This is a genomic window from Caballeronia sp. M23-90, assembly GCF_053574605.1.
Window position 1 is genome coordinate 1 of sequence record NZ_JBSIPA010000009.1, and the last position, 24,526, is coordinate 24,526.

Here is a 24,526-nt window from a genome sequence, read left to right on the forward strand (position 1 = left end):
TTCTGCTGACGCAGCACCGACTCGTCATAGCGCGCTGGCCGGCAATACCTGGGCAGCGTATCAATGCTACGGCGACCCAGACTGGACCTTTCGCGCGGGACCGCAAGCCACGCTGCCCGCGCCGATGCCCAGCTCAAAGCTGTACGCAGCGGTCGCCTCGCCAAATGCGCTCGTGCTGGCGCTGGACCAACTGAGCCTCGCCGCGCGCTATGACGAGTCGGTGCTGCGTCAGCAGATCGAGCGCATCCAGTATCTCGAAGCAACGTTCCGGGCGCGCTATGGCCAGATCGGCAAGGTTGCCGAAGCGTTCGCGCGCGCGTGGACGCAAGTCGCCAGCGATGACAACGCCGAGCGCTGGTACGAGCGCGCGGTGACAGCAGCAGACGGCAGCGCCTCGTTCGAAGCAGGCGCGGAGTGGGCGCGCGTGCGGGCGCGTCTGGCGCTCGACCAGTTCGTGCGGCCGCTCAGCAACGATCCCGCCAGCGTGCCTGACCCGGCGCAGACGGAGAAGTGCATCAAAGAAGTGACCGACGCCGCCGAACTGCTCGAACGCCTGAGCGCGCTGCGTCCTTCGGTGCGCATGGAAACGCTGACGGGTTCTGCGTGGCGGCGGCTCGCCAAGATCCATCTGTGCGTGGCCAACGGCAGTGGCAAGCCGGCTACGACGGGCATCGACCGTGCCGTCGACCATTTCTTCAAGGCCATCGAGCTTTCACGAGCCGTGCGCAGCGACATGCTGTTTCTGCCAGCGCTCAAGTATCTGTCGGCGAGCACGGTGCAGGCGCTTTGGAAGGACATCGATCTGCACGATGCCGGCCGTCCCGACACCGAGCGCGACGCGCTGATCCGGGACGTCTATGCCTCGCTTATGAAGAAGATGCACCGTCAGACTGATTTCTGGGCGCAGGCGGCAATCAACGGAATCAAAGTGTGCGATGCTGTAGATCGCCGAATTCTCGCGCAGCACACGGACGGCATGCTCGCCTTCTACGAAAAGCTGCATGCCACCGCGAGCGATCCGAAGTTCTGGACGCCTGTGTACCGGCAAGCTGATTTCGTGCTGACAAACTACACGGCGAAGGCATCGGAGCCGGAGAAGCAAGCGGCGCAGGTTCTGAACGCGCGGCTCCGCCAGTGGAGCGAGCACCAGCGCAGCAACCCGAAACCTTGACACCCATTGACTGCATGCACCCAACATCGAACGGCGATCCGCCGTGCGCATCGAGCCGTTCGATGGAAGACGTCGTGCTGTCCGAGGGCAAACTCGCCCTGCTCGCGCAATTCGCTACCTGCCCGTCAGGCTCGGCGGCACAGGTGAAGGCGCTATCAGTCATTTCGCTCCGCGTATCGACGCGAAACGCGTCTCGAGGCTTAGCTGTTCGACCCCGACGCTAGCGCAGCAATTGATGCCCCGGGCATCTGCCCACGATTCGTTAACTCGACGTAAAACGACAGGGCATTCCGTCGTCGATGGTCGACCTAAACTAATTGGCGGCGTGTCACAAGACCAGCAGCAATCTCTCAGGCCGTGCGCGACGGAAAATTCTGCGTTGAACAAAAACGCCTTTCGCGGACGTGCGGAGCGCTTGCTTCCGAATGACCGTTGAGCATATCAAGAGTTGACCGCTAGGTAAGCTAGAGTTGCTTACGTATGGCGAACTGACTATCAAGATTTCTGATCTTAGTCGCGAGCCATATAGAATTTTCGACGCTAACCGCCGTCGCCGAAACTTTGCGTTTGTCTCGGCGGACTGGGTCAGCCAGTTGCCAACGGTCGAGCAAATTCACCAACCGCGGCAGACCCAAGTCGACCCGATTTGGCCCGTGGGATTTCTCCTAAGCGGACGTTCAAGCGCTTGGGTGGCAAGCGCGGCGACGCCGCGCAAACCCCACGTATCGCCTAGCTCCATAGCGCAACGAACATTCGGCGCCCCCTCGGATTTTCACGATTTCGTTGCACGCGCATCAATTGCCCGCGATTCAGATGTTTGCGCCGACCGGCCGGTTGCTGCCGAAGGTCACCCCTGCTTACCCGTCGAGCCTTAATTCGCTGGAGGCGGCTTGAGCCGATGCTTATTTCAATTCCTAACAAATTTTAATGGGCGTGTAACACAACTGACATAGGCTTCGTGCGAGTCAAATGCCGTCGGATGGATCCGGCCCATAACGAGGAGAAGTTGTGAGAAATGCAGGGTTGTGTAGGGGTGCGCTCGCGATGCTGGCAAGCATCGGCGTAATGGCAGGGTTGTCTGCCTGCGGAAGCAGCGACAATGGGTCGAGCGGGCCGAAGGTCACCGGTCAGGTGCTCGGCAGCTATATCCAAGGTGCGGCGGTCTGCCTCGATGAAAACAACAACGGCAAGTGCGACCAGGGCGAGCCTGTCGCGCGCTCGGATGCCCAAGGCAAGTTCTCGATCTCCGATACGAGCAATGGTTCCTGGAAGTATGTTGTTGCCGACCTGAATGGTGCCACGGAGAACGACGCATCGGGCAAGAACATGGGCACAGCGTTCAACAGCGCGGCTACGCTCCGTTCGCCGCGCGGCGTCAGTTCCGTCAGCGCGATCACCACGCAGCTTTCGCAATTGATGGACAGTGGCCTGTCGCAGTCGGATGCTCAAACGCAACTGGCCAGCAAGATCGGCACGGCGCCAGACACTCTGCTGGGCGACTTCAACACCAACGGCAACGCCGCGGTGAAAGCTGCGAGCGACCAGTACATTGCAACCGTCGCCTCTAATAAGGCGATCAAGCACGTCTGGGTTATCGTGCTCGAAAACAAGGCCGCGGAATCGACGTACGGCACGACGAACCCTGATTCGAACCAGGACCCGTACCTGAAATCGCTGATGCCGCAGGGCACGTACCTCGCGAACTACTATGGCACCGGCCACGTTTCGCTGGACAATTACATATCGATGGTGTCGGGCCAGCCATCGACACACGACACCGAATCGGACTGCGTCGCGATTTGGTCTGATATCGTCGATGCCGGAAACGACTCGGCAAACCCCAAGGTTCTCAAGGCAGGCACGGACGCAAACGGCCACCAGAGCGGCGGCTGCGTGTTCCCGGCTCGTGTGCAGCATTTGGGCAACCAGATGGAACAAGCCAAGCTCTCGTGGCGCAGCTACAACGAGGACATGGGCAACAACCTGAACCGTGACGGCACGAAGACCTGTTCGTTCCCGCGCCGTACCGCGCAGCTTGCGGGCACCGACCCGACGAAGGCTGTAGACGGCACGCAGGCCGCGCAGGCTCCTTCGGCTTCGGGTGACGTGGAGGGCGATGAGTACGCAACGCGTCACAATCCGTTCCCGTATTTCCATTCGACCATCGATGATCTGGCAAACTGCGACGCGCGCGTGGTCAACCTGCAAGCCAACCTGGCAACGGATCTTCAGTCGATCGACACTACGCCAAACTTCTCCTTCATCACGCCGAACCTGTGTGACGATGGTCATGATGGTGACGGTACGGGTACTGCGGGCAAGGGCTGCGCAAACGGTCAGCCTGGTGGTTTGACTTCGATCGACGCTTTCCTGAAGAAGACGATCCCGGTGATCCAGGCTTCGCCCGCCTACAAGCAGGACGGCCTGATCATCATCACCACGGATGAAGGCGTCGTGACCGGACTTACGCCGACAACGCAAGTCAGTGCTGATGGCAAGACGCTCTCCTTGCTGGAGCCGGAGATGGGCAATCAGTGCCCTGGCTGCAACCAGCAAACGGGCCCGAACGTAGCGCGTCCGGAACAGGTCACGTTGACCACGTTGCCGGTGGCCCAAGCAGGCCTGCTCGGTATTAATCCGGCGACGCTGCCTGCATCCGTGCAGAGCGTGTCGATTTCGTTGAACTACCTCGGAGTCGGTGGCGATCAGATTGGTACGCTTCTGCTGTCGCCGTTCATCAAGGGCGGCCACGTGGATAACACCGGCTACAACCACTACGCGCTGCTGCATTCGCTCGAAGACAACTTCGGCATGGGCTCGTATCTCGGCTACGCCGATGATACATCGCTCAAGCCGATCTTCACGTCGAGCAACATTGACAACCGCTAATCCCTAGCGATCTCAATAGAACTCTGTTGTCGTTTGCCCGGCTCTCTGTTCGAACCGGGCTGTTTTCTTGATGAGTCATGCGCCAATATCCTTCAAGGGCTGTTCTCGCGACGGCCCTTTGCATTTCCCTTCTGTCCGCATGCGGCAAACATGCGCTGGACGCTCAAGCGGCATCTCCGGTTAAAGCGGGTACTACTGATCTGGTAGCTATCGGCAAGGCGGCGTTCTTCGATCCGTCGCTGTCGGCTTCCGGCAAGCAGTCATGTGCGTCCTGTCACAGCCCCGCGAATGCCTACGGGCCACCGAATGGTCTGGCTGTCCAGTTGGGTGGTCCAAACATGGATCGAGGCGGACTGCGCTCGGTACCGTCGCTGCGCTATCTGCGTTCTGTGCCTTACTGGACGTTCACGCAGGCAAATAGCCTGAAAGAGCGCTTGGAGGACGGCGATAATCAGCCCATTGGCGGCTACACCTGGGATGGGCGCTACAACACCCCTGCGGAGCAGGCTGCATTTCCCCTGCTCAATCCGGATGAAATGGCAAACACCAATGCGGATGACGTGGCGAAGAAGCTGAGCAAAAGCACCTACGCACAGCAGTTCCGGGAAGCATTCGGCCAGGACGTTTTCTCGCGACCGGCAGAGGCGCTGGCAGACCTCGGAAAGGTATTGCAGGCATTCCAGTTCAACGATCCGACGTTCGCGCCGTACTCCAGCAAGTTCGACCGCGTGCTCGACGGCAAGGACAAACTCACGCCACAGGAAGCGCACGGATTGACGCTGTTCAGCGACCCGGACAAGGGCAACTGCGCAAGCTGCCATCGCATCAACAAAGGCGCTCATGGCTCGCATCCGGCATTGACGGATTACAACTTCCAGACGCTGGGCGTACCACGCAACAAGGACATTCCGGCCAACCGCGATCCGAATTTCTTCGACATGGGGTTATGTGGGCCGCTGCGTGAAGACCAAGCGAAGCAACAGAAATGGTTCTGTGGAATGTTCCGCACGCCTTCGCTTCGCAACGTCGCCACGCGAGGTGTGTTCTTCCACAATGGCATGTTCCATACGCTTGAAGATTCGATGCGCTTCTATGTTGAGCGCGACACGAACCCGGCGAAGTGGTATCCGAAAGACGCGCACGGGCACGTCGTGAAGTTCGACGACCTGCCGAAGAATCTGCGCAGTAACGTGGATGTCAAGACGGAGCCGCTGACGAATCACCTGGGCGGCAAACCGGTCTGGTCGGACTCGGATATCCGCGATGTGGTGGCGTTCCTGAATACCCTGACCGACGCGGACGCACAGGCAGTGCCTCGCTAACATCGTGCAGAAAAAAAAGCCCGATTAGTCTTAACCGGGTTTTTTTTGTGTTAAGGGCCTGATACTACTGCGTCATAGAGTCATAGAGTCATTGAGTCATTGAGTCAATGCAGCAAATCGGGCCTCTCTGTAATCGACTGGATCGGTGTACCTCGCGAAATTGAAAAGGCCATCAAGCATCTTCAGCCGATTGTTGACGGTTCTACTTGCGTGTGTGAACGTCCCATTTTGTTTAGGGTTGTAGGACGCCTGCCCTGATCCGTCGACGTGTCAACTCGCCCAGACGCCAGCGGGCAGGCGTCCTACAAGCCCCAAGGGAGGAAACCGCGGAGTGCTCCGACATGGTCTGAACATTTCACCGCTATGGCGATTGGTTCGGTCCTATTGAGGGCACGGTGGATATAAACGCGGGTAAATCTGAGCCTGGGCAACCACGATCGCAGCAGCGACGCTGCTGAGCGTTGCTATCACGCCAACGCGGCCAGCGCCAAACTGCCCGTTTGGAACGATAGGCGCAGGCGTCTCCTATTGGCTCTCGTTGCCGAAGAGCCGACAGTCGATGTGTGCATCCTGACTCGATAGCGTTCATGTGTTGGCTCGCTCAACAGGCGGTCCCCGGATAGGTCTGCTGCGCTGGAGTATGTCGATGATGATCATCGGCGAACCGCAGTGCCGGCAAACGAAGGTTGGCGGCATTGCGACTGTGACTACGTCGTTGGCACTGCGGCCGAGACTGGCAGGCACTACGTCCAGCAACTCGCGTATCTTCGCGAGATTCTCGCGCCGCGATGGGTTCGCGAGCAAACCGTAATGGCGGATGCGATGGAAGCCGCCAGGCAGCACGTGCAATAAGAACCGGCGCACGAACTCATCTGCTTGGAGCGTCATGGTCTTGTTGCGTGTGCGTCCATCCACGCGGTAGTCCTTCCAACGGAAGGTGACGCCGTGTTCGTTGAGGGCGACCAGGCGGTGGTTAGAGATCGCGACCCGGTGCGTGTAACGTGACAGATAGGCGAGTACGGCTTTGGGTCCCGCAAACGGGCGTTTGGCATACACCACCCACTCGCATGCGCGCATTGGCGCAAGCCATTTAGCAAAGGCTGTGAGATCGTTGAGCTCGGCGTATTCGCCGAAGAAGCGCAACCGGCCGCGGCGATACATGGCCTCCAGCTCTTCGAGGAAGCGTCGCCGGAACAGGCGCGAGAGTACGCGCACTGGAAGGAAGAACCCTGGCTTGCACGCTACCCACCGGCTTCGCTCCGGCGACAACCCGCCACCGGGAACGATGCCATGCACATGGGGATGATGCGTGAGCGCGGAGCCCCAGGTATGCAGGACGAGCGTGGCACCGATCTGTGCTCCGAGATGCTTCGGATCGGCGGCGATAGTGCGCAATGTCTCGGCCGCGATATCGAACAGCAGTCCGTAGATGACGGCCTTGTTGTAATACGCAATCGCGCTGATCGCAGCTGGCAGTGTGAAGACCACGTGGTAGTACTCAACGGGCAGGAGATCAGCCTCACGCGCTTCTAGCCACCGGCGCGCAGCGCTAGCCTGGCACCTCGGGCAATGTCTATTGCGACATGAGTTGTAGGCGACTTCGATCGCCGCGCACCCTTCGCAGCGCAGCACGTGTCCTCCCAGCGCCGCGCTGCGGCACTGTTCGATCGCGGACATGACCTTCAGTTGCCCGAGGCTCAGGTGGGCAGATTGACGCCACGTTGAGCCAAGAGAGCGAAAGACGTCGGCCACCTCCAGCGCGCAATGCGCCACGACGGCGAGCTACTCAGGATGCAGACTCTCAAGCGGGCTGACCACCTCGCGCAGAATGTTGGTGGCGACTTGGGCGTAAAGCGCTGTGGTCTCAAGCTTCTTATGGCCGAGCATGACCTGGATCACGCGGATATCGACCTTCTGTTCGAGCAGATGAGTGGCAAAGCTATGGCGCAAGGTGTGCATGGACACGCGCTTGTCGATTTCCGCGGCCTCGGCGGCTGCATGGATCGCCCGGTTGAGTTGGCGGGTGCTGAGCGATTCAATTGGATCGAGCCCTGGAAAGAGCCAGCCGCCGTCGAGCATCTTGCCCTGGGCGCGGGCGACTCGCCACCAAACCCGCAGTCGCTCAAGCAAGATGGGCGAAAGCATCGCATATCGATCCTTCTGACCTTTACCTTGCTCAACGCGCAGCGTCATGCGCTGGCTGTCGATGTCACCGACCTTCAACGCCACCACTTCGCTGGCGCGTAATCCTGTGCCGTAAGCTAGCGCGAGCGCTGTCTGATGCTTGAGATGGCCGGCCGCCGCGATCAGTCGGCCCACTTCGTCGCGGCTGAGTATGACGGGCAAGGTGCGCGGAAGATAAATCGGACGCATCTTCGCCATCAACGCCTCCTGACCGAACGTTGTGCCGAAGAAGAACTTCAAGCCGGTGATCGCCGCGTTCAGGGAAATCGGCGACACGCCGTGGTCAACCAGATGCAGTTGATAGCGTCGCAAGTCCTCAACGGTGGCCGTGTCGGGCGAACGTCCGAGAAACACGGTGAACTGTCGTACCACGCGAAGATAGTTGGCTTGCGTGGTGGGCGCGAGGCGGCGCATGCGCATGTCGTCCATCATGCGCTGGCGTAACGGACTGATGCCTGTTTTGGGGGTTGTCATGGCTCGGCTCCTGTCGAGTAACGAGGCGGATTGCCTCATTGCTCAACATAGGAAACCGAGCGGGTTTCCTCTGAAGAACCACCAGGTTCAAACGCAGTGCATACCGCGCGAGCGGTTTAGTCCGCTGGTCGCGTGCGGCCCCATGTGTCGGGCTCGTGTCGACCCACCGCAGCCGGTCGCGCAGTCAGGGGTTTAACGTCAGGTAACGGAGTGGTCTGGCCATCCAAGCCTGTTTCTCGCGAACAGCAGTTCGGCCTTACCGGTCAGTCAATGCAGTGTTGCGCCAGCACCTGCGAACGTCCGCTTTTGTGCGCACGGCGCCCTGCGTGCTCCCTGGATGGTCGCTGTCGGCATCTCGGTCTCAACCAACAGCACCATTGGCGAGCATTCCTGCGGGCCAAGCGCCCCTCTTTTCCCTCTTTTGGAACGTACCCTGTCGAATCTTCTCTTTAATCGCCGAGATGGAGCCGCGTCAGCCATGCGCCGATCGGCTTCGTAACAATCATTGGTAGGGCCTTTCAGTCATTTTCCTAATCTCAGCCAGAGTGCCGATAATCGGCCTGTAAGGGAAATGATGTGCCATGCAAGTAAAATCGACACAGCAACTACTAGCACCAGAGCGGTTCGGACTGCGTCGTAACGGGAAAACTGCCCAAAGCCGCTTTGTGCGTAGCCCTCGTAAGACTCGACACAGATCGAAACGGCATCGGGAAGGAAAACCGCTCCTACGCACACGGCCAGAATCGCCAACGGAAATGCCTTTCCTCGTAAAGCCCGCCTCACCACGCTGCGATTGTGCTCATTGTCCTCCTTGAAGTCTGCAGGCCTGATCTCGAGAATCTTTACTAACTCCGGGTACCAAAGACTGTAGAGAATCGTGACGACCGTCGCCAACAACGATGCAGCAGCCAGCAAGTCGCTCATACATCACCTCAAGGGTTTTGTGGATCACGCATGGTGGCCTCGACAGACGCCCTTAATTGGTATTGATACTTTGAGATCACGGAGCGAATCAACGACCTGCTTTCGGTTAGCGTAGTTTGAAATAAACTGCAAACCTTCTGCTCGTCTGGAATTTTCCGTCGAAAGCAGACTCAATCAGAAGAAATAGCCGGTACTCCAGAATGTCGCTGCCTCTCTTCAGAGCCTTTTGTCCACGAAACATTGTCACGTATTCCTTTATGGCGGCCGCTGAATAGCCTATCAGTCTGTCTTGCAGTTGAGCCACATCGCACCCCAAGATGGCGGCGAGTTCAGTTGTCTCTTGCTGCGTGAGGGGGATTGTCGTTGTGATGTCCAATGTGGTCTCCCGAATTCTGGTGTCTGCTTCGTGGCGGCCGGACGCCTTGGAACTCCCGTCACATTGCGTTGGATCCAAACGAAAAAATTGAGTGCAAGCGCCCGTCGCATTAATTTACCTAACGGGCATCAATTTTCGTCATGATGATGTTGCTTTGTCCAAATGCCGTTATGACGCGATCGGTTGTTCGATACTGTTCCTTGCGCGAATAGCCTTTCAATCGATCGCCTGAGTGTAGTCGTCCCCATTCGAAGCAAAGGCCTTTTGAATTAAAAAAGAAGGTATGAGTCAAGGAACGAAAAATATTCTCGGCGATCTCTCTTGAGCCAATGATGTCGGTCACACCGTTCAGCGAGCACCAAATAGATTCGGTACTAACTTTACGCGCGTACTGGAACTCAGGGAGGAAACGTGCCCAGTGCAACGCCCGCGCGCTGGGCACGCAATGGTGCCAACGGAAGCTCCCCAGTGAATCGAGCCCGCGTCTCGCGGAGGTCATCGAGTTCTCCCTGGATTGCACTCTTGTCCAGATCGTACTGTGCCTGCGTAATTTTTTGGTTTTGGAGCAGGGTTTGGATTTCGGCGAGTTCTCGGAGCGCCTCACTGATCGATTTGTCGAAAAGCGCGATCGTCTTTTGTGTGGCTTTTCGATATTTAATCGTCGCGTCGTCGTTCAGTTGAAGTAGGTCCCTGGTCCACTCGCCGTCTTTGCTCTGGTTGTGAATCTCGACTAATCCCGTTTTACTGTCGTAGCGAAGGTGTGCCCCCATCTCGAAGTCGCACGGGTTAACTATAAACGGCCCCTTGCTTTCGTCGGAGGGCCAGTAATTATTTTTACGGCTGTTGCAAGCGCCGCAGCAATAGTAGAGATTGGTCCAATCTCGAACTAACGCGGCAAACTGCGGGATTCCCTTTGGGCGATAGTGATCAACGCCCATGTTGATGTTCGGTGCGCTACTGTCCGGCTGCCGACAGTAAACACACAGCCGCGCGAACTCCTTTTGGAGGTATCGCTTGTAGGTCTGGTACCGCTTAAACTGACGGGGCTGGAGGTGGCGCGTGTGCTTCGTCTTTGGATAGAGAAAAAGCATCATGTTTGCGCTTGCACGGCGCGACGTTGTGCCCGCTGAGCCCGGGCCTCGTCCGTGCGTTGCAGGAGCTTGTGAGAATTTTCAAGTGCAACAATTTGCTCATCGGAGACTCGTGGCGCTATTTCCATCAGCAATACGTTTAATTTTTCTAGGCGCGCGAGGATTTCGGGGGCGTGTTGTTTCGCGTATTTGCGCGCCAGCAGCACCATCCGTTCACTCGCGATGCGCTCGACCTTGCTTCGCATTGGGTCTCTAGCTTCTGCTGCTTCCGCGGGTAAGGTACGGGCGGGTTCGTTGGCGATCGGGAGCGTCGCGACAACATCTCCAAGTTCTGCTGCCCGAACGGCAGTCGCGGTGCCAGTTGGACGCTCGAAAAAATTCGCTACGTTCCCCTTCAGAATCGCGAATTGCGTATGCGTGCGTTGCGTAGGAGACGTGCGAGTTTGTGGCGTAGGTGTCCGTAGTTGCGAGCGCGTGTTGGTCAATCCGAAACCAGACCAGTTCGGTGCCGATGACCCAACGTCCTTAGTGATAGCGTAGTTGTTCATGATTCTTGCTTTGCGCGGAAGCCTTTGGGTGCAGCCAGATAGTTGCGTGCTGAGGGACCAATTGCCCAATCGAAGAGATTGAAGGCTTGGACATGCATGGCTTCGATATTTTTCTCAGTGTCATCCACTTCGACTCCGTTTCGGAAGACATCAAGATCCAAAAGATAATCGGGCCATACATCTTCCGGATCTTGGTTGGCCGTTGGCTGTTTCACCCGAATCCCGTGTTGCAAGAGGCATCCACCGTCCTCGCCGCCTACCTGGATCCTTCCCGCGAACTCTTGTATGCCTTTAAAATAGTCCGACAAAAGCGGCGAAACAAGCTCAGGATTTACCCATCCGCCCTTAGCTGGATCGGTTCCGCTGTCAATCACATTGATATAGCGTAGTCCGACGCGAGTGAAAAAATCCGAGTCGATGATCTTCGAAGCTGCTGCTACCACATGCATTACACGCTCTTTCATTTCATGGAAACCTGGGTATGCGTTGGTTTCTATTGAAAAAGCGCTTTCCTTAAGAGAAACCGTCCAGTCGTACTTCCGCGATCGAAAAATGTGTTTGTTTATCGAGCCGGCTGATTCACCACCCATGGTGAGAGTGACCTCGTTTGCGAGTTCCAGCGTAGGGTATTCCCTACGCAGCGCCGCAACGAATTGCGCGGGCGGCCGTCTTTCGCCCAACTCGATCAGCGTTGGAAAGCGGAATTCCGCGACCGCCTGCTTCAGGAAGGTTCGCTGGTATCGGTCCACGTTTTCGGACCGAACGGTTACTAGCTCGTTGACACCCCATATTCCACTCATATTTTTCACTATGTGAAATTATATCGCTTAATGCTTCCACTATGCCACGGGTCGATTGTCTTGTATTGCGATCCGAGATCGCACATGCGAATTGAGCCAACGTAGCCGGCGGACCATTTGAGCTATCAATGGTTCAAGGCACCGTGCGCAAAGCGTTTTCAACATGGCATCGATACGCAGCCCTCATCTACGACGCTGAAGTCGGCAACCAGCGGCGGTTCGCTGCGCTAACGGTGAGCTGTACCCGCGTCCCCGTTCGCAGCGCCGAGTCTATTCTATTATTCGCTGATTACTTTCCCTAGATCACCTACCCGATGTATCGGTCGGTCGAGAACCTTCTGACTCGCTGCTCCCCGCAACTCGAGATTAACCAATTGGAGAGAAGATATGCCAGAGGCAACTTGCCTCTCTGGCGCGGACAGTGACGTAATCCACTTGTAGGGGCATCCCTCCGAATTCGCTTCGCTTCTAGCCTTCGCTCATAAACCGCCATTTCGTTGAGCCCAGTGCCCGAAGAGTGCGAACGGGCAGCTTTCCGAGCAAACCAGCCATTCCAGCGACGGCTCCGTGGGACGGGCGAACGGGCAGCAACTGGCCGGTCACTGCCTGACGCCGATCGGCAGCAGGCGACCCGACGCCAGCACTCACAATTGCGACGCCGCAATGACGGATGTCCCGGCATAAGCGGTCATCCCCCCTCGGACCACTTATCGACCACAAATTTGCCACACTTCACCTTTCCACTTAATGCTGCGGATCGCGTCGACGAAGACGCGGCTTCCCTCCTGCACCGCTTCGCCTTTGGCTCACGGCTGCGATTTACACGCCCTGCGGAATTCCGGTTTTTTTGCGCCATCGGCTGCGCACCGGCACCCGCGGGCAGTTTTCGTCTGTCCACGCAACGCCGCGTGTCGTTGTCATGGAACTGGTCGACCTCACCAAGTCCGGTCTATTTCACAAGATGCACGTGGCGTCTGCACTGCGAGGAGTGACCAGAATCTCGCCGCGCGAACCGCCACCTCGTATTTGGTCAGTCCGGCGCGCATGGCCATCGAAGCCTCGCTAATGCGCCGCCTTGATCGAATCCACAAGCATGAAGTTCGGCGTGGCCACCTCGTGCGGATCGACACCTTGACGTAGCAATCCACTCACTGCCACATGCTTGCCTTGCCACTGCTTCGGCAAGACAGATTTGCCGTTGAAATACAACGCAAGGACCGTCAGCCCGTTCGCATCCGTGTAATCTGTTCCTCCACCTGCGATGCAGACCGGCTTGTCGGGAACAATTGCCGCGAAAGGCCCCCCATTCGGATACCGGCCAAGCGTTGCTTTCCCGACGATGGTCGACTTCGCTGGATCGAACTGCAGGCACTTTCCGTTACCTGGACTGGCAGCTGCAGCGGGCGTTGAAAGGGCAACATATATGGCTATACCAGTGAAGGGTAGGATGGACTTCATCGTGGTCAGGTGGTGAGCGTCATCGGGATATGACCATCGTAACTGCGAAGTGATAGTTCAACACGCATTTTTTTTGAGCCTGGGCGCTTCAGAAGCCTTGACCTGTGCATCCCGCCATACCTGGAAGCTCGACCCGTATCTAGTCGTAGGCGGCTCAGCATCTCCACGCGCAAGGTCGGGAAAAATGACAATCTAAGCACTTCAGGTTCTGACGCTGTATTTTAAGCGGTTATAAAATAAATCCGGATACCATAAAGAGACGGGCTGTCCGAATGGACAGCGGCTCTCCGTCGGGTCATGCAAAGAGAAGAAGCCATGTCTAACAGAGATTCCAAGAAGTCTTCCAAGCGGGCCGAAATGATTGTCGGTCTTATCGCCCTGCTTACCGTCGTCATCGGGGCAGCTATCAAGTTCTTTCCTGGTTCGACGTCTGCAGCTTCCGCCGTGACCGCATCGGGCATCGGGAGTATGGCCGTTAGCATCCCAGGGAGCGTAGCCCACGACGTCATTATTAACCCAGGCCCCAAGGCAGCCGACCCGAGTTCGAAGGAAGGAGCGATCGAACAACTGGAAAAGTGGCATCAACCATATACCGTGGCAGGATTTCAGGCGGCTGCAGAGAGCGGCACACCAGAGGCTGTTCAAACTTATCTGCGCGCCGGCATGTCGCCAGATAGCATTGGTGACGGAGGCCTATTCGTCCTTGCTACAGGTATCGCAAACAACCCCAATGCAGCATCGATCGTGGATTTGTTCCGGACTTTTCATGTGGACTTCGGCGCAAAAGGCGGCGTCAGGTCTGCACTTTTAAGTGACGGCCGTCTCGACACTGAAGCCTTTTACTACGCGTCATTTAATGGTAAGGCGGACGTTGTATCGCGGCTCGTTGCTGGCGGCGCTGACCCATCCCCTCTGCTCGCCACGATGAGAACAGAATGCAGGGAGGCTGTAGATAATCCACTAACTCGCGCAAGGATCAAGAGTCAACTTGAAACGCTGCAGCACGGCGGTGTTCGTGCCGATTGGTCATGCAACTGATGAGCCGCTGACGATGTGCCAACGGCCTTTTGGCGCTCTCTCCCCTTAGAGCCGTCCGATTCAGCCGACGCTACTGGCCCCGGCGCAGTGCAGAACGTGTCAGGAAGATTTTTTGGTGTTCGGAGGCGGCCGGCCTATGTGTCACCGCGTGTCGGCGCAAATTCGCAGAGCCGTTGCTCCGATCGCGAGGCACGGGCATTTCACTGGTAGTCGCCCACCGGCTCCCCCTCGCCAACTTTTTACAACTCTTTCTGACGTCGAACGTAGGCGAGAAATTGAACCCCTCGGCCAAACTTCAGCAACTCTCGAATGTCTGATCTGTTGATGAAAGCTGCCTTGCAAATGCCCTAGCTATGTGCGGCCTGAGTGTCCCTTTCTGGCCGACTGCGGGCAAACACTGAACCGACGGTGCGGCCCGCGGCTTACCATTTCGTCGCCGGCGCAGGTCAACCTGTGAAGGACGGTCGTAAGCGCTGTTCGAGAGTCCGCTGACGATGCGAACGGTCCATTGGTAGCGGAATGGGGGATCCATTCGGCGCTCGTTCCGATAATTGAGCATTACGGGTTTCGGAACTAGTCGTCCGAGCACGTCCTGCCCTGCTTTTAGTTCCAGATCTGCATTCCGCATCAGGCGCCAATCTCGTTGACCAGCTTCAGTTGAAGTGACAACGGTCACAAGATACGAGCGTGTTGTGTTCCGCTAAAAGCGGTGCCGAAGATCGATATTAGCCGCGCGAATTCGGAGTCCAGGCTGCAGCCGGAGAGAGAGTGCGTGTGGATTAGCCAGCATACCAAAGGTCTGCTCGGGGTGACGATGAAAGACTCGGGAATCCGGTGCTGGATATCTCACTACCAGAGATCCGATCACGCGAAGCTACAGCGTCTATCAGTAAATACCTTTCGATCGACAAATACAATGGGCCGAAGTGTAAATTCAAATTCGCTGAATTCGAATCTATAGGGGGCTATAAGTTCATTTGTCGGATTATTTCGGAATAAGAAAATGCGAGCGCGCATACATCGGGGAAGTAAAGAGATCGGCGGCAGTTGCATCGAATCGGAGGAGTCCGGTCAGCGCATCTTGCTCGACCTCGGGTTGCCTTTGAGCGCGGAGTCCAATACCCCGCGATTCCTGCCTGCCGTGAGCGGACTTGACGGAAACGATCCATCGCTGCACGGGATCCTGATCTCGCATCCTCACCTTGACCACTACGGCTTACTTGCTCACGTCTCTCCTAAAGTCAAAATCGGTCTTGGGAAAACGGCCCGCCGGGTATTGCGCGCGGCGTCTGATTTCGTTCCCGTAGAATGGCCATTGCCCAATGTCGGTTGGGACTACTGCTCGCGAAATAGCTTCGACGTTGGGCCGTTCCATGTCACGCCGTATCTAGTCGATCATTCCGCTTACGACGCGTAAGCGCTGCTTATCGAATCTGGAGGAAAGAGGCTTTTTTACAGTGGCGACTTCAGGGGACACGGACGCAAGTCCGCCTTGTTCGAGAAGATGGTTGCGAACGCACCGCGTGCCATAGATGCGCTTCTGGTCGAAGGCTCATCGTTGAGTAGGCTAGACGCCAATGAAACATTCCCGACCGAAAGCAATGTGGAAGCGCAATTTGCTGATGCGTTCCAACAGACGCACGGGCTGGCTCTCGTCCACACCTCCGCTCAGAACGTCGATCGAATCGTCTCAATTTACCGTGCGGCGAAACGGACCGGCCGGACCTTGGTCATCGACCTCTATGCAGCGGCTGTTCTGGAAGCGACCGGAAACACCGATCTTCCTCAATCGCATTGGGACGGCGTGGCCTTATACGTACCGCACACGCAGCGACTGCGAATCAAGAAAAATTCCCTTTTCGATCTACTTTCAAGACATTCGAACAACCGCGTGTTCGAACGCGATCTGAGCAGAGCTCCTGATCGCTACGCCCTTCTTTTTAGGCCCCTTCATCGCAACGATCTCGAGCGCGCACGTTGCCTCGCAAAGGCACACTACGTCTACTCGCAGTGGGAAGGCTACTGGGATCGAGGCATGTACGATTATTTGCGAGCGTGGCTAGCGTCTCACGACATTCCCAGAACTTGCATTCATACGTCCGGCCACGCATCGCCTCGCGATCTGAAGACCTTCGTCCAAGCCATTGATGCGAAACGCGTCGTGCCTATTCATAGCTTCCGCCCTGACTTGTATCCCGATCTATTCGCTAATGTCGAGGCCCATGCCGACGGCGAATGGTGGAGCGTCTGAGCGAGACAAGACACTTTCTTATCAGTTGTTTATCGAAAAGGATTGCAGAACACAATGGACACCATTGATCACAATGAAGAGCCAAATTGGGTCCGTCACCTGAACAATATGACGGCTTATGCACATCAACGACGTCAGCATCAGGAGCGGCTCGCCGAACTCGCCGAACGTCACTGCTATGTTCGTATTGGAGGGAACGGGTTCCGGCTTGTCTCGATCCATCTCGACAACCCATGCGGAAGTCTCTACGTCGACAATCAGGCGATCGGTACTAAGCCCTCGCTCGACGCCGTGCTAAACCAAGCACACTTCGCAAGCCACCGTATTGGTCCTCCGGGCAATGGAAAACGCGAACATCGGCTACAGGCCCATCTGATCCATCGCGCCCTCACCCAACCGGGCAAACTCGCATCCTTGCTGGACTGCGCGACTCTTTTCGACGAACTTTTCTTCCTTTCCGACGAATTTCGACTGGGTGACATTCGCGCCGATGTTATCGCCCTAGGTAGGAAGGGATTGCAGTACTTTCCAGTGTTCATAGAACTCAAGGCAACGCGCACGTTGAAACGCGTGATCCAGCAACTCGAGGACATCACGGAACGGATGGCGGAGGAACCTCACGCTGTCGCTGAATTTCTCGCCGCTGCGTCAGGTATCCCCGCTGCTGAGATCGCAATGATTCCGCTGCGACTGATCATTTGGCCAAGCCGAGGGAACGGGAAAGAAAATTCCGCCGTGTCGATCGCACGCAGCTTCCACATTATAGGCTTCGACGAGCCTGCGCCAGGCGAGTTCATATTCGTACTCGAGTGCTAACGGGGGATGCACTCTCGTCTTTTGAAACCCAGACAGACAACGTTGCGCGGTGCGAGCGTCTCATGTGATTCTGCGTATGCCCATCGCGATTCATGACATCACTGGGTTAGGAATATTGCACGGATGACGTGAATGTTCAAGCACGATGGTCGCCAATGCTTTACGGAGGTATCGTGACTCGTTAAATGACCGATGCCACCGCCCTCCGGCAACCCGTTAGCCAGCCTGTCGTGCCAGCCACGGTTCGAAATTACAGCACAATGCGCCGTATTAGTCGCGCTTACCATCGATATGAACGATATATTGACGCAAGCCCTATACGACGAGTTTCCTGGCCTATATGCGGGTCGTGCAAAGCCTGCAACCGACAGTTCGACGTGTTGGCGGTCCAGTATGGCGACGGCTGGTTTGCACTGCTCCGAGAGCTTTCGATCAAATTAACTGGGTATGCCCATGCGCAAGCCAACGACCGCCTCAAGCGGTCTAGGTCAAAGAAAAGACAGTCGATCTGCGCTTTGAGCTGCACCAACAATAATCTTGTCAGCATTGGGAAAGCGCGGAACTTCCGCTAGGCCGATCATCATTGGCCGAATCAATGTGTGCAATGTGGGGATCTCCGGCAATTTGCGTTGCGCAAACCAAAAAAGGATCGATCGCATTGCAAGTTTCCTCCACGCATTGTTTTAACGTTTCTTGTAGTGCGCAAGCGAACTCTTCGTCCGATCTATCTCTTCGGGTAATGTTTTGGCTCATAATCGAAAAAACTTTAGGAGATGCAATTACCTGCACGCCTTTTTTTGTAAAGACGCGGTTAAACGGAGATCCTTCTTTTAGGCCTTTTTCTTGGATCTTGCGTAATACGCCTAGGCGAACATTCCGAAATTCCTCATGGCCGAAACCATGCTCCCCTAGATGGCAGATCATCAGCTTGATGGTGGCTCCTCTCCGCGTGTTCGAGATCTCATAGACAATGCGTGGTAGATAGGGGTCGTCTGACTCATAGATCCACGGAAACTTTTCTCTCCACTTTACAGGGATAAATCGAATCCAGGTGTTGTTCCCCGCAACTAGCATCAGACTATCCTCTGGCCGACCAATTTTCTCTACAACTGACCTAATCAAATCGGCTTGCCTTGTGACATCAGACTGGACGTACCTAAGTAGCGGCCCCAAGAGCACCTTATTGCGCTCCAGTAAAGTCCGCCACTCTGCGTTGCCGGAGCCGCCTGCCGGCTGCTTCGTGCCTAGATTTTTCAGTTGCGTTAGTACTTCATTGTGGTCGTTCGCCAACCTATTCAATATGCGATTCGCTGGACTGTTATCGTCGGGCGACAAATCATCGAGGATGTCCAGATAGCTTGCAATAAACGCGTATTGCTGTTGCCCTAGGCCGCCTGTCTTTCTCCAAATTCGCAATGCTGCACGGAGGGGCGCCGCAACCGCTTCGGACCACGTGACGTTGATCCACGACGAGTTGACAGATTTTGGATCGTCTTCGCTTGCAAGGGTCAAGTAAATCAAAACCAAGTGTTTATCTTTTAGCGCCCACTTCTTAATCTTCTCGGCGTATTTTTCGAGTTGCTGCGGACCTTCGTTGCTGTCGATCTTCGCCTCGATCGCAATCGCCCAACGGTCCGCTTCGATCAGAAGATCGATTCGTCCTTTGCGCGCAATTGGTTCGCCTTCGCGAATTGAATCGGCGTCATCAAGTAGAGCCGGATTATTAAGCGTCTCGACTTGGACCTCCCGACGCACTCGAACCAAGCGTGAGGCGCTGGTTTCGTAGAGAAACTGAATTTGACTGTTGTCGGCGGCTATACAAACTTCCTTGATGAAGCCTCGAAGAAAGAAGTCGCCCATTCCATGGCTACCCTCGGCGTCAAGCAGCCATGCTAACGTATTTGTGTGACGGATTTCATAACGATCTGCGCGTAGGACACGAAGTGGGTTGAATGCGGCCCATCGAGCTTGCAGCGCCATGGCACGACGGTCATACAGCAAGTTCAGAAGACCCTGATAGATTGGATCGATCGATAAGTTTTTCAATTCATTCTCCAAAAGAGCCCTCAATGTTTTCTTTCAGCGGTCTTGCAATTCAGATCTGAATGCGCCCACGGCTTGACTGCCAACGTTGGCGACGAGGTTACAGACGCCTCTTGATTGTGAAACGGTGATGCCTTTCTTTACTCCGACACAACCGCAATTACTCTATCTGCCGATGACTCTGGATTGGCAAGGTCAAATGTCTCAATCGATAGCACAATGCTCGTACTGTTGAACGGCGCGAAGCGAAAGTTAACGTTTTCCCATTGATTCAACGGCTGAGCGTGCGGGTAAATTAGCATTAGTTGCTTGCAGTTATAGGTATGAGCATAAGCAAGCAACTGATAGAGATCTGCCTGCGCAACCGCGGCATTCACTTCAAGTGGCTGTAGCCGCTTCCACTTTGTGTCGAAAATTGCGACTAAAGTATCATCAATCCAAATGCAAAAATCCGGGCGAAGCTGGAAGCGCATGTTCAGGTCGCCGTCCGCGACCAAGTGTTTTACCGGTCGCTCTCGTGTCAGATTCAACCGCCCGCGCAATGGATGCTTTTGGATAACCGCATCCAGCGAGTGCCCTACGTAATCCTGAAATAGGCGGTTCATATCAAACAAGAGGGACAAACCGGTACTCGTTCCTCCATGAACATCCGGGCCGAGCGCACGTAATAGCCAAGAAGACAAAAGCAGCAGGCGATCATACCGCCGCGTCAAGCGTTGGGTGGGAGGCGGTCCTTGCAAATTTTTTGATGCGCGAATTTCGGCGACTTGGTCCAGCGACGCCGACAACCGCCGGACTGACATTGCGTAGCTAGAACCTATCGGCACGATCGACGAGGCGACTTGCAGAGCAGCCTTCACGAATTGGTTGTGCTCGTTGTCCACCGTCAGCTCGTCAAACTCGCAGTGTAGCGTGTGTCCATCAGCGCGGCCCTTCCGCAATTGCTCTTGCACCTTCAGCCGACCTCGCGGGCGCGTTAGTTGGTCTGTGAACGTCACATAGGACTTGATCCAACCTAAGCGCATCTGATCCGACGCTTCATGAAGAAAGGTGCGAACAAGAATGGACAACAAATCCGCGTCGTCGCTATCCGCCGGATCGCCTTGCCAAAGAGGAATGTCAAAGCACGTTTCCAGCATGCGAATAAGTAATCCCCGGTCGGGAGCGTCCCCTGCTTGATCGTAGATCTTAGGCAAGATTTCGAGCGTCCAGCCTCCCGCGCTGATCAAGCCGCAATAAGATCCCGTTCGCAATCCATCATGAATCGGAGTCAACGCGTTCGCGGGCAACGCAGACAAGTGGCGGAAGAATGCGTGGTAAGCGTCAACAGGCAGCGGACCAAAGGGTTGTCGCAAAACATTCTGATGCTCCCTGACTGTTAAACATCGTTGATTCACGTCAACAGCCCTCTGAACATGTCACCCGTGATTTCACGCTTTACGTGATGCTGTACGAAAGCCCCACGCGGCCGATCGCCTTGCGCGTCCCACCCTTTGCCAAAGATTTTCGTCGGGTCGATTTCTTGCGCTGTCAGGAACTCGCTGCGCCCAAGTTCGCGATTCGCGAGAACCAGCGCGATGCGTGACCAGTCATCGTAAAAATATTCAGACAGCAGCGGTAGTATCTGGTCGGAAAAGTCCCGGCGCAGATCGTCCAGCGTTTTCACGTGTGCAAGATATGCGTGTCCAATCCGATGGTCACGATCAATGAGTAGCTCGATCCGCTGGTTCAGCGTATCAAGCAGCAAGCCAAGATCAATCCCCTCTACCGGCGAATTGAAGATGCTTGAATCGGGGCCGATCTCTTCGAAACGGAAGCGTCGACGCAGCGCGGTATCAAGAAGCGCCACTGACCGGTCCCCACTATTCATCGTGCCGAAGATGTCAAGATTTGCCGGCACGCCGAACGGAATGCGTGAATACGGCAAGTTCACATGCAAACCGCGCTTAGGCTCGCCCGGATACACGCGCTTGTCAATCTCGATTAGCGTAATCAGCTCACCGAAAACCTTTGCGATGTTCGCTCGATTTATCTCGTCGATGAACAATGCGTATCGCTGGCCAGGATCGTTGCGAGCCGATTCACAGATTTCCCGAAAAATTCCCGGCTTGACCTCGTATCGAAGTTCTTTTGATAACTCGTCCACAACGGGTCGAAGCCCTTCCACAAACTCCTCGTAACTCATTGACGGATGAAAGGTAACAAACTCGAACCGCTTTCCGTCGTCGCCAAGATATTGCGGCATCAGCTCCGTTTGCAACCGAAACGTCTTGCCACAGCCAGGCGGCCCATAAAAAATAACATTTACTGGATCTCCAACAATCGGCAACTCGACCACGTCGGGCAAGCTCTCTTCTTCCTGCACGATGACTGGCTTCTCCGACATGGACCGCGCCAGCAAATCGTTCTCGACAGGACCGAGCGGTTGTTGCTCACCATCAAAAATCCAGCGAATGTGTTCAGCGAATTTCTTTTTATTCACTCGCTCAATTGTCTTCCGATATGCGAAAGAATAGATCGTGCTCGGTTCGAAATCCGTGTCCCATTCAACTGAGAGATGTTTTCCGTTCAAAGGATTGTCCGTAACTGTACCTACTGCCTTGATCCGCATGCAACTGACAGTGTGTCCATGGGCATTGAACGGAAGGTTATGCTTTTGCGTGAACGCCGCCTTGATTGCAATCCGGTCGCCTGCTTTGACTTCGTTCACCTGCGCGATGAACTGATCCTCATAGCCATTTTCCCATCGGGTCTCGGCCACGAACTTCGGCGTCATGTCCACCCCGTCCCAATCTGCGCCGACCACCCAGTATTGGCGATTGTCGTCGAGCGTATAATTAGGGTCCCCGACATAGATAAATGTCTGGACGTCAATCAGATCTCTCGGCGAGAGCCCGTCGTCGCGCAATGCAGCCCTCAAGGCAAAGAGGAAGTCGCGCAGTTGCCTGTAATCCCCCCCCGTCAAGGGTCGATTTGCTAACGTTTCGCTGCGAAGTGCCTTGAGTGCGCGCCGGAACTCCTGTGTTTTTATGATTACGTGTTCGGTGGGATCTGACAGCATCAGAAAAAAGCTTGTCACGCTGCGAGACATGGCCGCGAACCCTGAGTCGGGAACAGCTTCGGCAAGCAAGTCGCGCAGACCTGGTACGAACCGATCAACACGACTTTCTACATCGCCATTGCCATACAAAAGGTCCGCGACGAGACGAGCGAGCCAAGATCTCCCGCTTGCCGTCTGCTTGACAAGAGGCCCCCAGTAGCGCCAGCCGACGAGGTTTTGGGACTCACCCGTCTGTAATTTGCGGGTGAATAGGTCAACGAGCTCCGTTCCGAGCCGTGCCTGCGACGTTTCGTCGGTTGCCAGACTTTTTAGCGACGAGGCTATCTCGCGCTGAAAGATATCCACAAGCTCCAGCTTGTAGTGTCGCTCGCCAGCGTCGAGTGCCTCACTCCCGTCACCAAACTTGCGAAAGGTTGGAAACGTCTTGGTCAGCCTAGACCTATACGTGTTCATCGCTTCCTGGTTCAACATTGATTCGTCTCCATGTAGCTTCTTATTATGCTTTCAACAACTAATCTTCGAGCAGGTAACGCGTCGAACTCCAACTGCTCCTGATCAACGATTAAGACGATGTTTGAAGTCGTCCAGCCCGTCTCCAAAAAATCGGATGAACCATTCGGTTGGCCGAAATTGAGCGTCCAGCAAACCAAAATGCTGGCCAACCGCACGACCGACGCTTAATAGGGTGTTAGCGCTGCCTGTGGTGCCCGCGAATCCGCCATTTACCAGAAGCACCGCGCGCCCATCAGAGTCTACGCCCGATGCATATGCGAGACCGGTCAAGCCAGCGCAGTCAATACACACTCGCTCACGAGCATCGCCCTGTACATACCCAGGACCGTCGTTGGCAACTATCAGACCGATTTCATTTCCTGCCGCAATGCGACGCACATCTTCAACAGTGCGTTCGAACAAGTCGAACTCACGAGGCCGAAGCGGATAAATATAAGCGCCAAACGCGTTGTGGAAAGCAGGCCTGTCCACTGCTTCCGGATTGTTTTGTACCCACTCGCGAAAAGCGTTCTCACTATGCTCAGTCGGATTCGCTTCCCGGAACTTCGCATACACTTCGATTACGGTCGCAAACGGGTGCCCCGTTGGGACGCGATTAAGCCCCATCTCGGTCTCGTCAATTTCCGCGACCTCAGGCGCTACACCGCGATGCTGCTCAGGGATGTCGTCCTGTAAATTCCGTAGATCGTAGCCGAGCATGAACATCGCGGCTTCAAATGCGTGCGCCCTTGCAGCGAAGTCGTCAAGTCCTGCGCCTTCACCAACAAACAACGTTGTTCGCTCAAGTACCGCGCGAATGATCCATCCGGTCTTTACCTGCCAGCGTGCCCAGTCTTCATAGGAAACTTGCGGCGTATAGAATTGCGGCGCCCGGGCCAGGCCGATGCTGCCCGGGTTGCGAATCTGCGCTCCGCGAGCAAGACCTGAGGGAAACCGCAACGCGTCGAAACCGCGAACCTGAGCCGCATCAAGCTGGGCGCGAAAACGAGCGTACAACATTGCGAAAGCAGCGCCCACCCGACTGTCATAGATAGGGGAACCCGTGGTGTCGAAAAGGGCGTGGATTTTGGTCAGCCCTGCATCGAACCGCTCTACATTACTCGCTGTGAGAGCTGTGATCTGCTGATCGCCATCAAGTGCGAACAAGGGTGCGAGCTCACGAATATATGAACACAATCGACGCTCACGTGTTAGTCGCTCGATGAATGGTACTGCACCCCGCACACCTCCCCAAACTAGGATAGCTCTCGTTGCGAGGCAGGCCGACCCGTCGTCACCACTCAACACCGTCTCGCGGAGCCACTCGCTTAAGAGTTTTAACGACCGCCGAGTCGACAACCAGTCGGATGATGAGATCGTGTCGCCGCTACGGGCGTCCGTCCAGCTTGTATTCCAGCAGTATTGCAACAGTACGTCTTCTATGCCAACAGCATCATGATCGATCCGTACAGGATTGAACCGACTTTTCCCCACGCGAAGGGAGACGCGTAGTGTCGGAAGGGTTTTTGAAAGCCAACCAACAAACGCATCGACGTGCGGTTGCTTCAGAAATTTGTGTCGGTTCATA

Annotated in this window: 19 protein-coding genes and 1 pseudogene; 7 read left to right on the forward strand and 13 right to left on the reverse strand. The window is 55.8% G+C overall.

All coding sequences use genetic code 11. The annotated features are described in order from the left end of the window. The 3 genes and pseudogenes from ACRXB1_RS02095 to ACRXB1_RS02105 all read left to right on the forward strand — a co-directional run. Positions 1 to 1,171: pseudogene (locus tag ACRXB1_RS02095) on the forward strand (hypothetical protein); the annotation flags it as partial. A 1,008-nt stretch (positions 1,172 to 2,179) separates the two neighbouring features. Beyond that, complete coding sequence (locus ACRXB1_RS02100; RefSeq protein ID WP_449490925.1) at positions 2,180 to 4,060, forward strand: alkaline phosphatase family protein; 1,881 nt, start codon at positions 2,180 to 2,182, stop codon at positions 4,058 to 4,060. A gap of 77 nt (positions 4,061 to 4,137) precedes the next feature. Further along, positions 4,138 to 5,382: a cytochrome-c peroxidase gene (locus ACRXB1_RS02105; RefSeq protein WP_449490926.1), complete on the forward strand. Its 1,245-nt coding sequence runs from the start codon at positions 4,138 to 4,140 to the stop codon at positions 5,380 to 5,382. Positions 5,383 to 5,967: 585 nt separating this feature from the next. Here the strand turns inward: ACRXB1_RS02105 and ACRXB1_RS02110 are convergent. From ACRXB1_RS02110 to ACRXB1_RS02150, 9 genes are all read right to left on the reverse strand, one after another. Next, positions 5,968 to 7,155 (reverse strand): IS91 family transposase, encoded by a 1,188-nt coding sequence (locus tag ACRXB1_RS02110; RefSeq protein ID WP_449490927.1) that lies wholly within the window; start codon positions 7,153 to 7,155, stop codon positions 5,968 to 5,970. Positions 7,156 to 7,164: 9 nt separating this feature from the next. Next, positions 7,165 to 8,040: a tyrosine-type recombinase/integrase gene (locus tag ACRXB1_RS02115; protein ID WP_449490928.1), complete on the reverse strand. Its 876-nt coding sequence runs from the start codon at positions 8,038 to 8,040 to the stop codon at positions 7,165 to 7,167. 522 nt (positions 8,041 to 8,562) lie between these two features. Then, positions 8,563 to 8,964 (reverse strand): hypothetical protein, encoded by a 402-nt coding sequence (locus ACRXB1_RS02120; protein ID WP_449490929.1) that lies wholly within the window; start codon positions 8,962 to 8,964, stop codon positions 8,563 to 8,565. A gap of 106 nt (positions 8,965 to 9,070) precedes the next feature. Then, positions 9,071 to 9,340, reverse strand: coding sequence for a hypothetical protein (locus ACRXB1_RS02125; RefSeq protein WP_449490930.1), 270 nt, complete (start codon positions 9,338 to 9,340; stop codon positions 9,071 to 9,073). Positions 9,341 to 9,458: 118 nt separating this feature from the next. Beyond that, on the reverse strand, positions 9,459 to 9,683 hold the full coding sequence (locus tag ACRXB1_RS02130) for a hypothetical protein (protein WP_449490931.1): 225 nt from the start codon (positions 9,681 to 9,683) through the stop codon (positions 9,459 to 9,461). A gap of 55 nt (positions 9,684 to 9,738) precedes the next feature. Further along, positions 9,739 to 10,434 (reverse strand): hypothetical protein, encoded by a 696-nt coding sequence (locus tag ACRXB1_RS02135; protein ID WP_449490932.1) that lies wholly within the window; start codon positions 10,432 to 10,434, stop codon positions 9,739 to 9,741. Then, the gene (locus tag ACRXB1_RS02140) at positions 10,431 to 10,979 is read right to left on the reverse strand and encodes a hypothetical protein (protein WP_449490933.1); all 549 of its coding nucleotides are present in this window, start codon (positions 10,977 to 10,979) and stop codon (positions 10,431 to 10,433) included. Before ACRXB1_RS02140 ends, ACRXB1_RS02135 begins: the two co-directional genes overlap by 4 nt. Then, a complete protein-coding gene (locus ACRXB1_RS02145) occupies positions 10,976 to 11,728 on the reverse strand; it encodes a TIGR04255 family protein (RefSeq protein WP_449490934.1) in 753 nt (250 codons plus the stop codon). Before ACRXB1_RS02145 ends, ACRXB1_RS02140 begins: the two co-directional genes overlap by 4 nt. 1,113 nt (positions 11,729 to 12,841) lie before the next feature. Further along, positions 12,842 to 13,237, reverse strand: a complete 396-nt coding sequence (locus tag ACRXB1_RS02150) for a hypothetical protein (protein ID WP_449490935.1) — start codon at positions 13,235 to 13,237, stop codon at positions 12,842 to 12,844. Positions 13,238 to 13,552: 315 nt separating this feature from the next. On the opposite strand from ACRXB1_RS02150, the gene ACRXB1_RS02155 reads away from it, so the two are divergent. The 4 genes from ACRXB1_RS02155 (at position 13,553) to ACRXB1_RS02170 (ending at position 17,342) form a co-directional block, all read left to right on the forward strand. Beyond that, complete coding sequence (locus ACRXB1_RS02155) at positions 13,553 to 14,275, forward strand: hypothetical protein (protein ID WP_449490936.1); 723 nt, start codon at positions 13,553 to 13,555, stop codon at positions 14,273 to 14,275. 1,003 nt (positions 14,276 to 15,278) lie between these two features. Further along, on the forward strand, positions 15,279 to 15,692 hold the full coding sequence (locus tag ACRXB1_RS02160; RefSeq protein ID WP_449490937.1) for an MBL fold metallo-hydrolase: 414 nt from the start codon (positions 15,279 to 15,281) through the stop codon (positions 15,690 to 15,692). A gap of 75 nt (positions 15,693 to 15,767) precedes the next feature. After that, on the forward strand, positions 15,768 to 16,526 hold the full coding sequence (locus ACRXB1_RS02165) for an MBL fold metallo-hydrolase RNA specificity domain-containing protein (protein WP_449490938.1): 759 nt from the start codon (positions 15,768 to 15,770) through the stop codon (positions 16,524 to 16,526). Between the two features lie 54 nt (positions 16,527 to 16,580). Then, positions 16,581 to 17,342 (forward strand): hypothetical protein, encoded by a 762-nt coding sequence (locus ACRXB1_RS02170; protein ID WP_449490939.1) that lies wholly within the window; start codon positions 16,581 to 16,583, stop codon positions 17,340 to 17,342. Positions 17,343 to 17,882: 540 nt separating this feature from the next. Here the strand turns inward: ACRXB1_RS02170 and ACRXB1_RS02175 are convergent. The 4 genes from ACRXB1_RS02175 to ACRXB1_RS02190 form a co-directional block, all read right to left on the reverse strand. Beyond that, the gene (locus ACRXB1_RS02175; protein ID WP_449490940.1) at positions 17,883 to 19,388 is read right to left on the reverse strand and encodes a PDDEXK-like family protein; all 1,506 of its coding nucleotides are present in this window, start codon (positions 19,386 to 19,388) and stop codon (positions 17,883 to 17,885) included. Between the two features lie 137 nt (positions 19,389 to 19,525). After that, positions 19,526 to 20,782 carry an McrC family protein gene (locus ACRXB1_RS02180; RefSeq protein ID WP_449490941.1) on the reverse strand — a complete coding sequence of 419 codons (1,257 nt, stop codon included), beginning with the start codon at positions 20,780 to 20,782 and terminating at the stop codon, positions 19,526 to 19,528. Further along, on the reverse strand, positions 20,779 to 22,917 hold the full coding sequence (locus ACRXB1_RS02185) for an McrB family protein (protein ID WP_449490942.1): 2,139 nt from the start codon (positions 22,915 to 22,917) through the stop codon (positions 20,779 to 20,781). Before ACRXB1_RS02185 ends, ACRXB1_RS02180 begins: the two co-directional genes overlap by 4 nt. 84 nt (positions 22,918 to 23,001) lie before the next feature. Continuing rightward, positions 23,002 to 24,105, reverse strand: a complete 1,104-nt coding sequence (locus tag ACRXB1_RS02190; RefSeq protein ID WP_449490943.1) for a hypothetical protein — start codon at positions 24,103 to 24,105, stop codon at positions 23,002 to 23,004. Positions 24,106 to 24,526 lie beyond the last annotated feature (421 nt).

Excerpts from the sequence above, each read along its gene's own strand:
- ACRXB1_RS02105 (WP_449490926.1), top strand. The coding sequence starts at position 4,138 with ATGCGCCAATATCCTTCAAGGGCTGTTCTCGCGACGGCCCTTTGCATT.
- ACRXB1_RS02115 (WP_449490928.1), bottom strand. The coding sequence starts at position 8,040 with ATGACAACCCCCAAAACAGGCATCAGTCCGTTACGCCAGCGCATGATG.
- ACRXB1_RS02120 (WP_449490929.1), bottom strand. The coding sequence starts at position 8,964 with ATGAGCGACTTGCTGGCTGCTGCATCGTTGTTGGCGACGGTCGTCACG.
- ACRXB1_RS02135 (WP_449490932.1), bottom strand. The coding sequence starts at position 10,434 with ATGATGCTTTTTCTCTATCCAAAGACGAAGCACACGCGCCACCTCCAG.
- ACRXB1_RS02140 (WP_449490933.1), bottom strand. The coding sequence starts at position 10,979 with ATGAACAACTACGCTATCACTAAGGACGTTGGGTCATCGGCACCGAAC.
- ACRXB1_RS02150 (WP_449490935.1), bottom strand. The coding sequence starts at position 13,237 with ATGAAGTCCATCCTACCCTTCACTGGTATAGCCATATATGTTGCCCTT.
- ACRXB1_RS02155 (WP_449490936.1), top strand. The coding sequence starts at position 13,553 with ATGTCTAACAGAGATTCCAAGAAGTCTTCCAAGCGGGCCGAAATGATT.
- ACRXB1_RS02160 (WP_449490937.1), top strand. The coding sequence starts at position 15,279 with ATGCGAGCGCGCATACATCGGGGAAGTAAAGAGATCGGCGGCAGTTGC.
- ACRXB1_RS02170 (WP_449490939.1), top strand. The coding sequence starts at position 16,581 with ATGGACACCATTGATCACAATGAAGAGCCAAATTGGGTCCGTCACCTG.
- ACRXB1_RS02185 (WP_449490942.1), bottom strand. The coding sequence starts at position 22,917 with ATGTTGAACCAGGAAGCGATGAACACGTATAGGTCTAGGCTGACCAAG.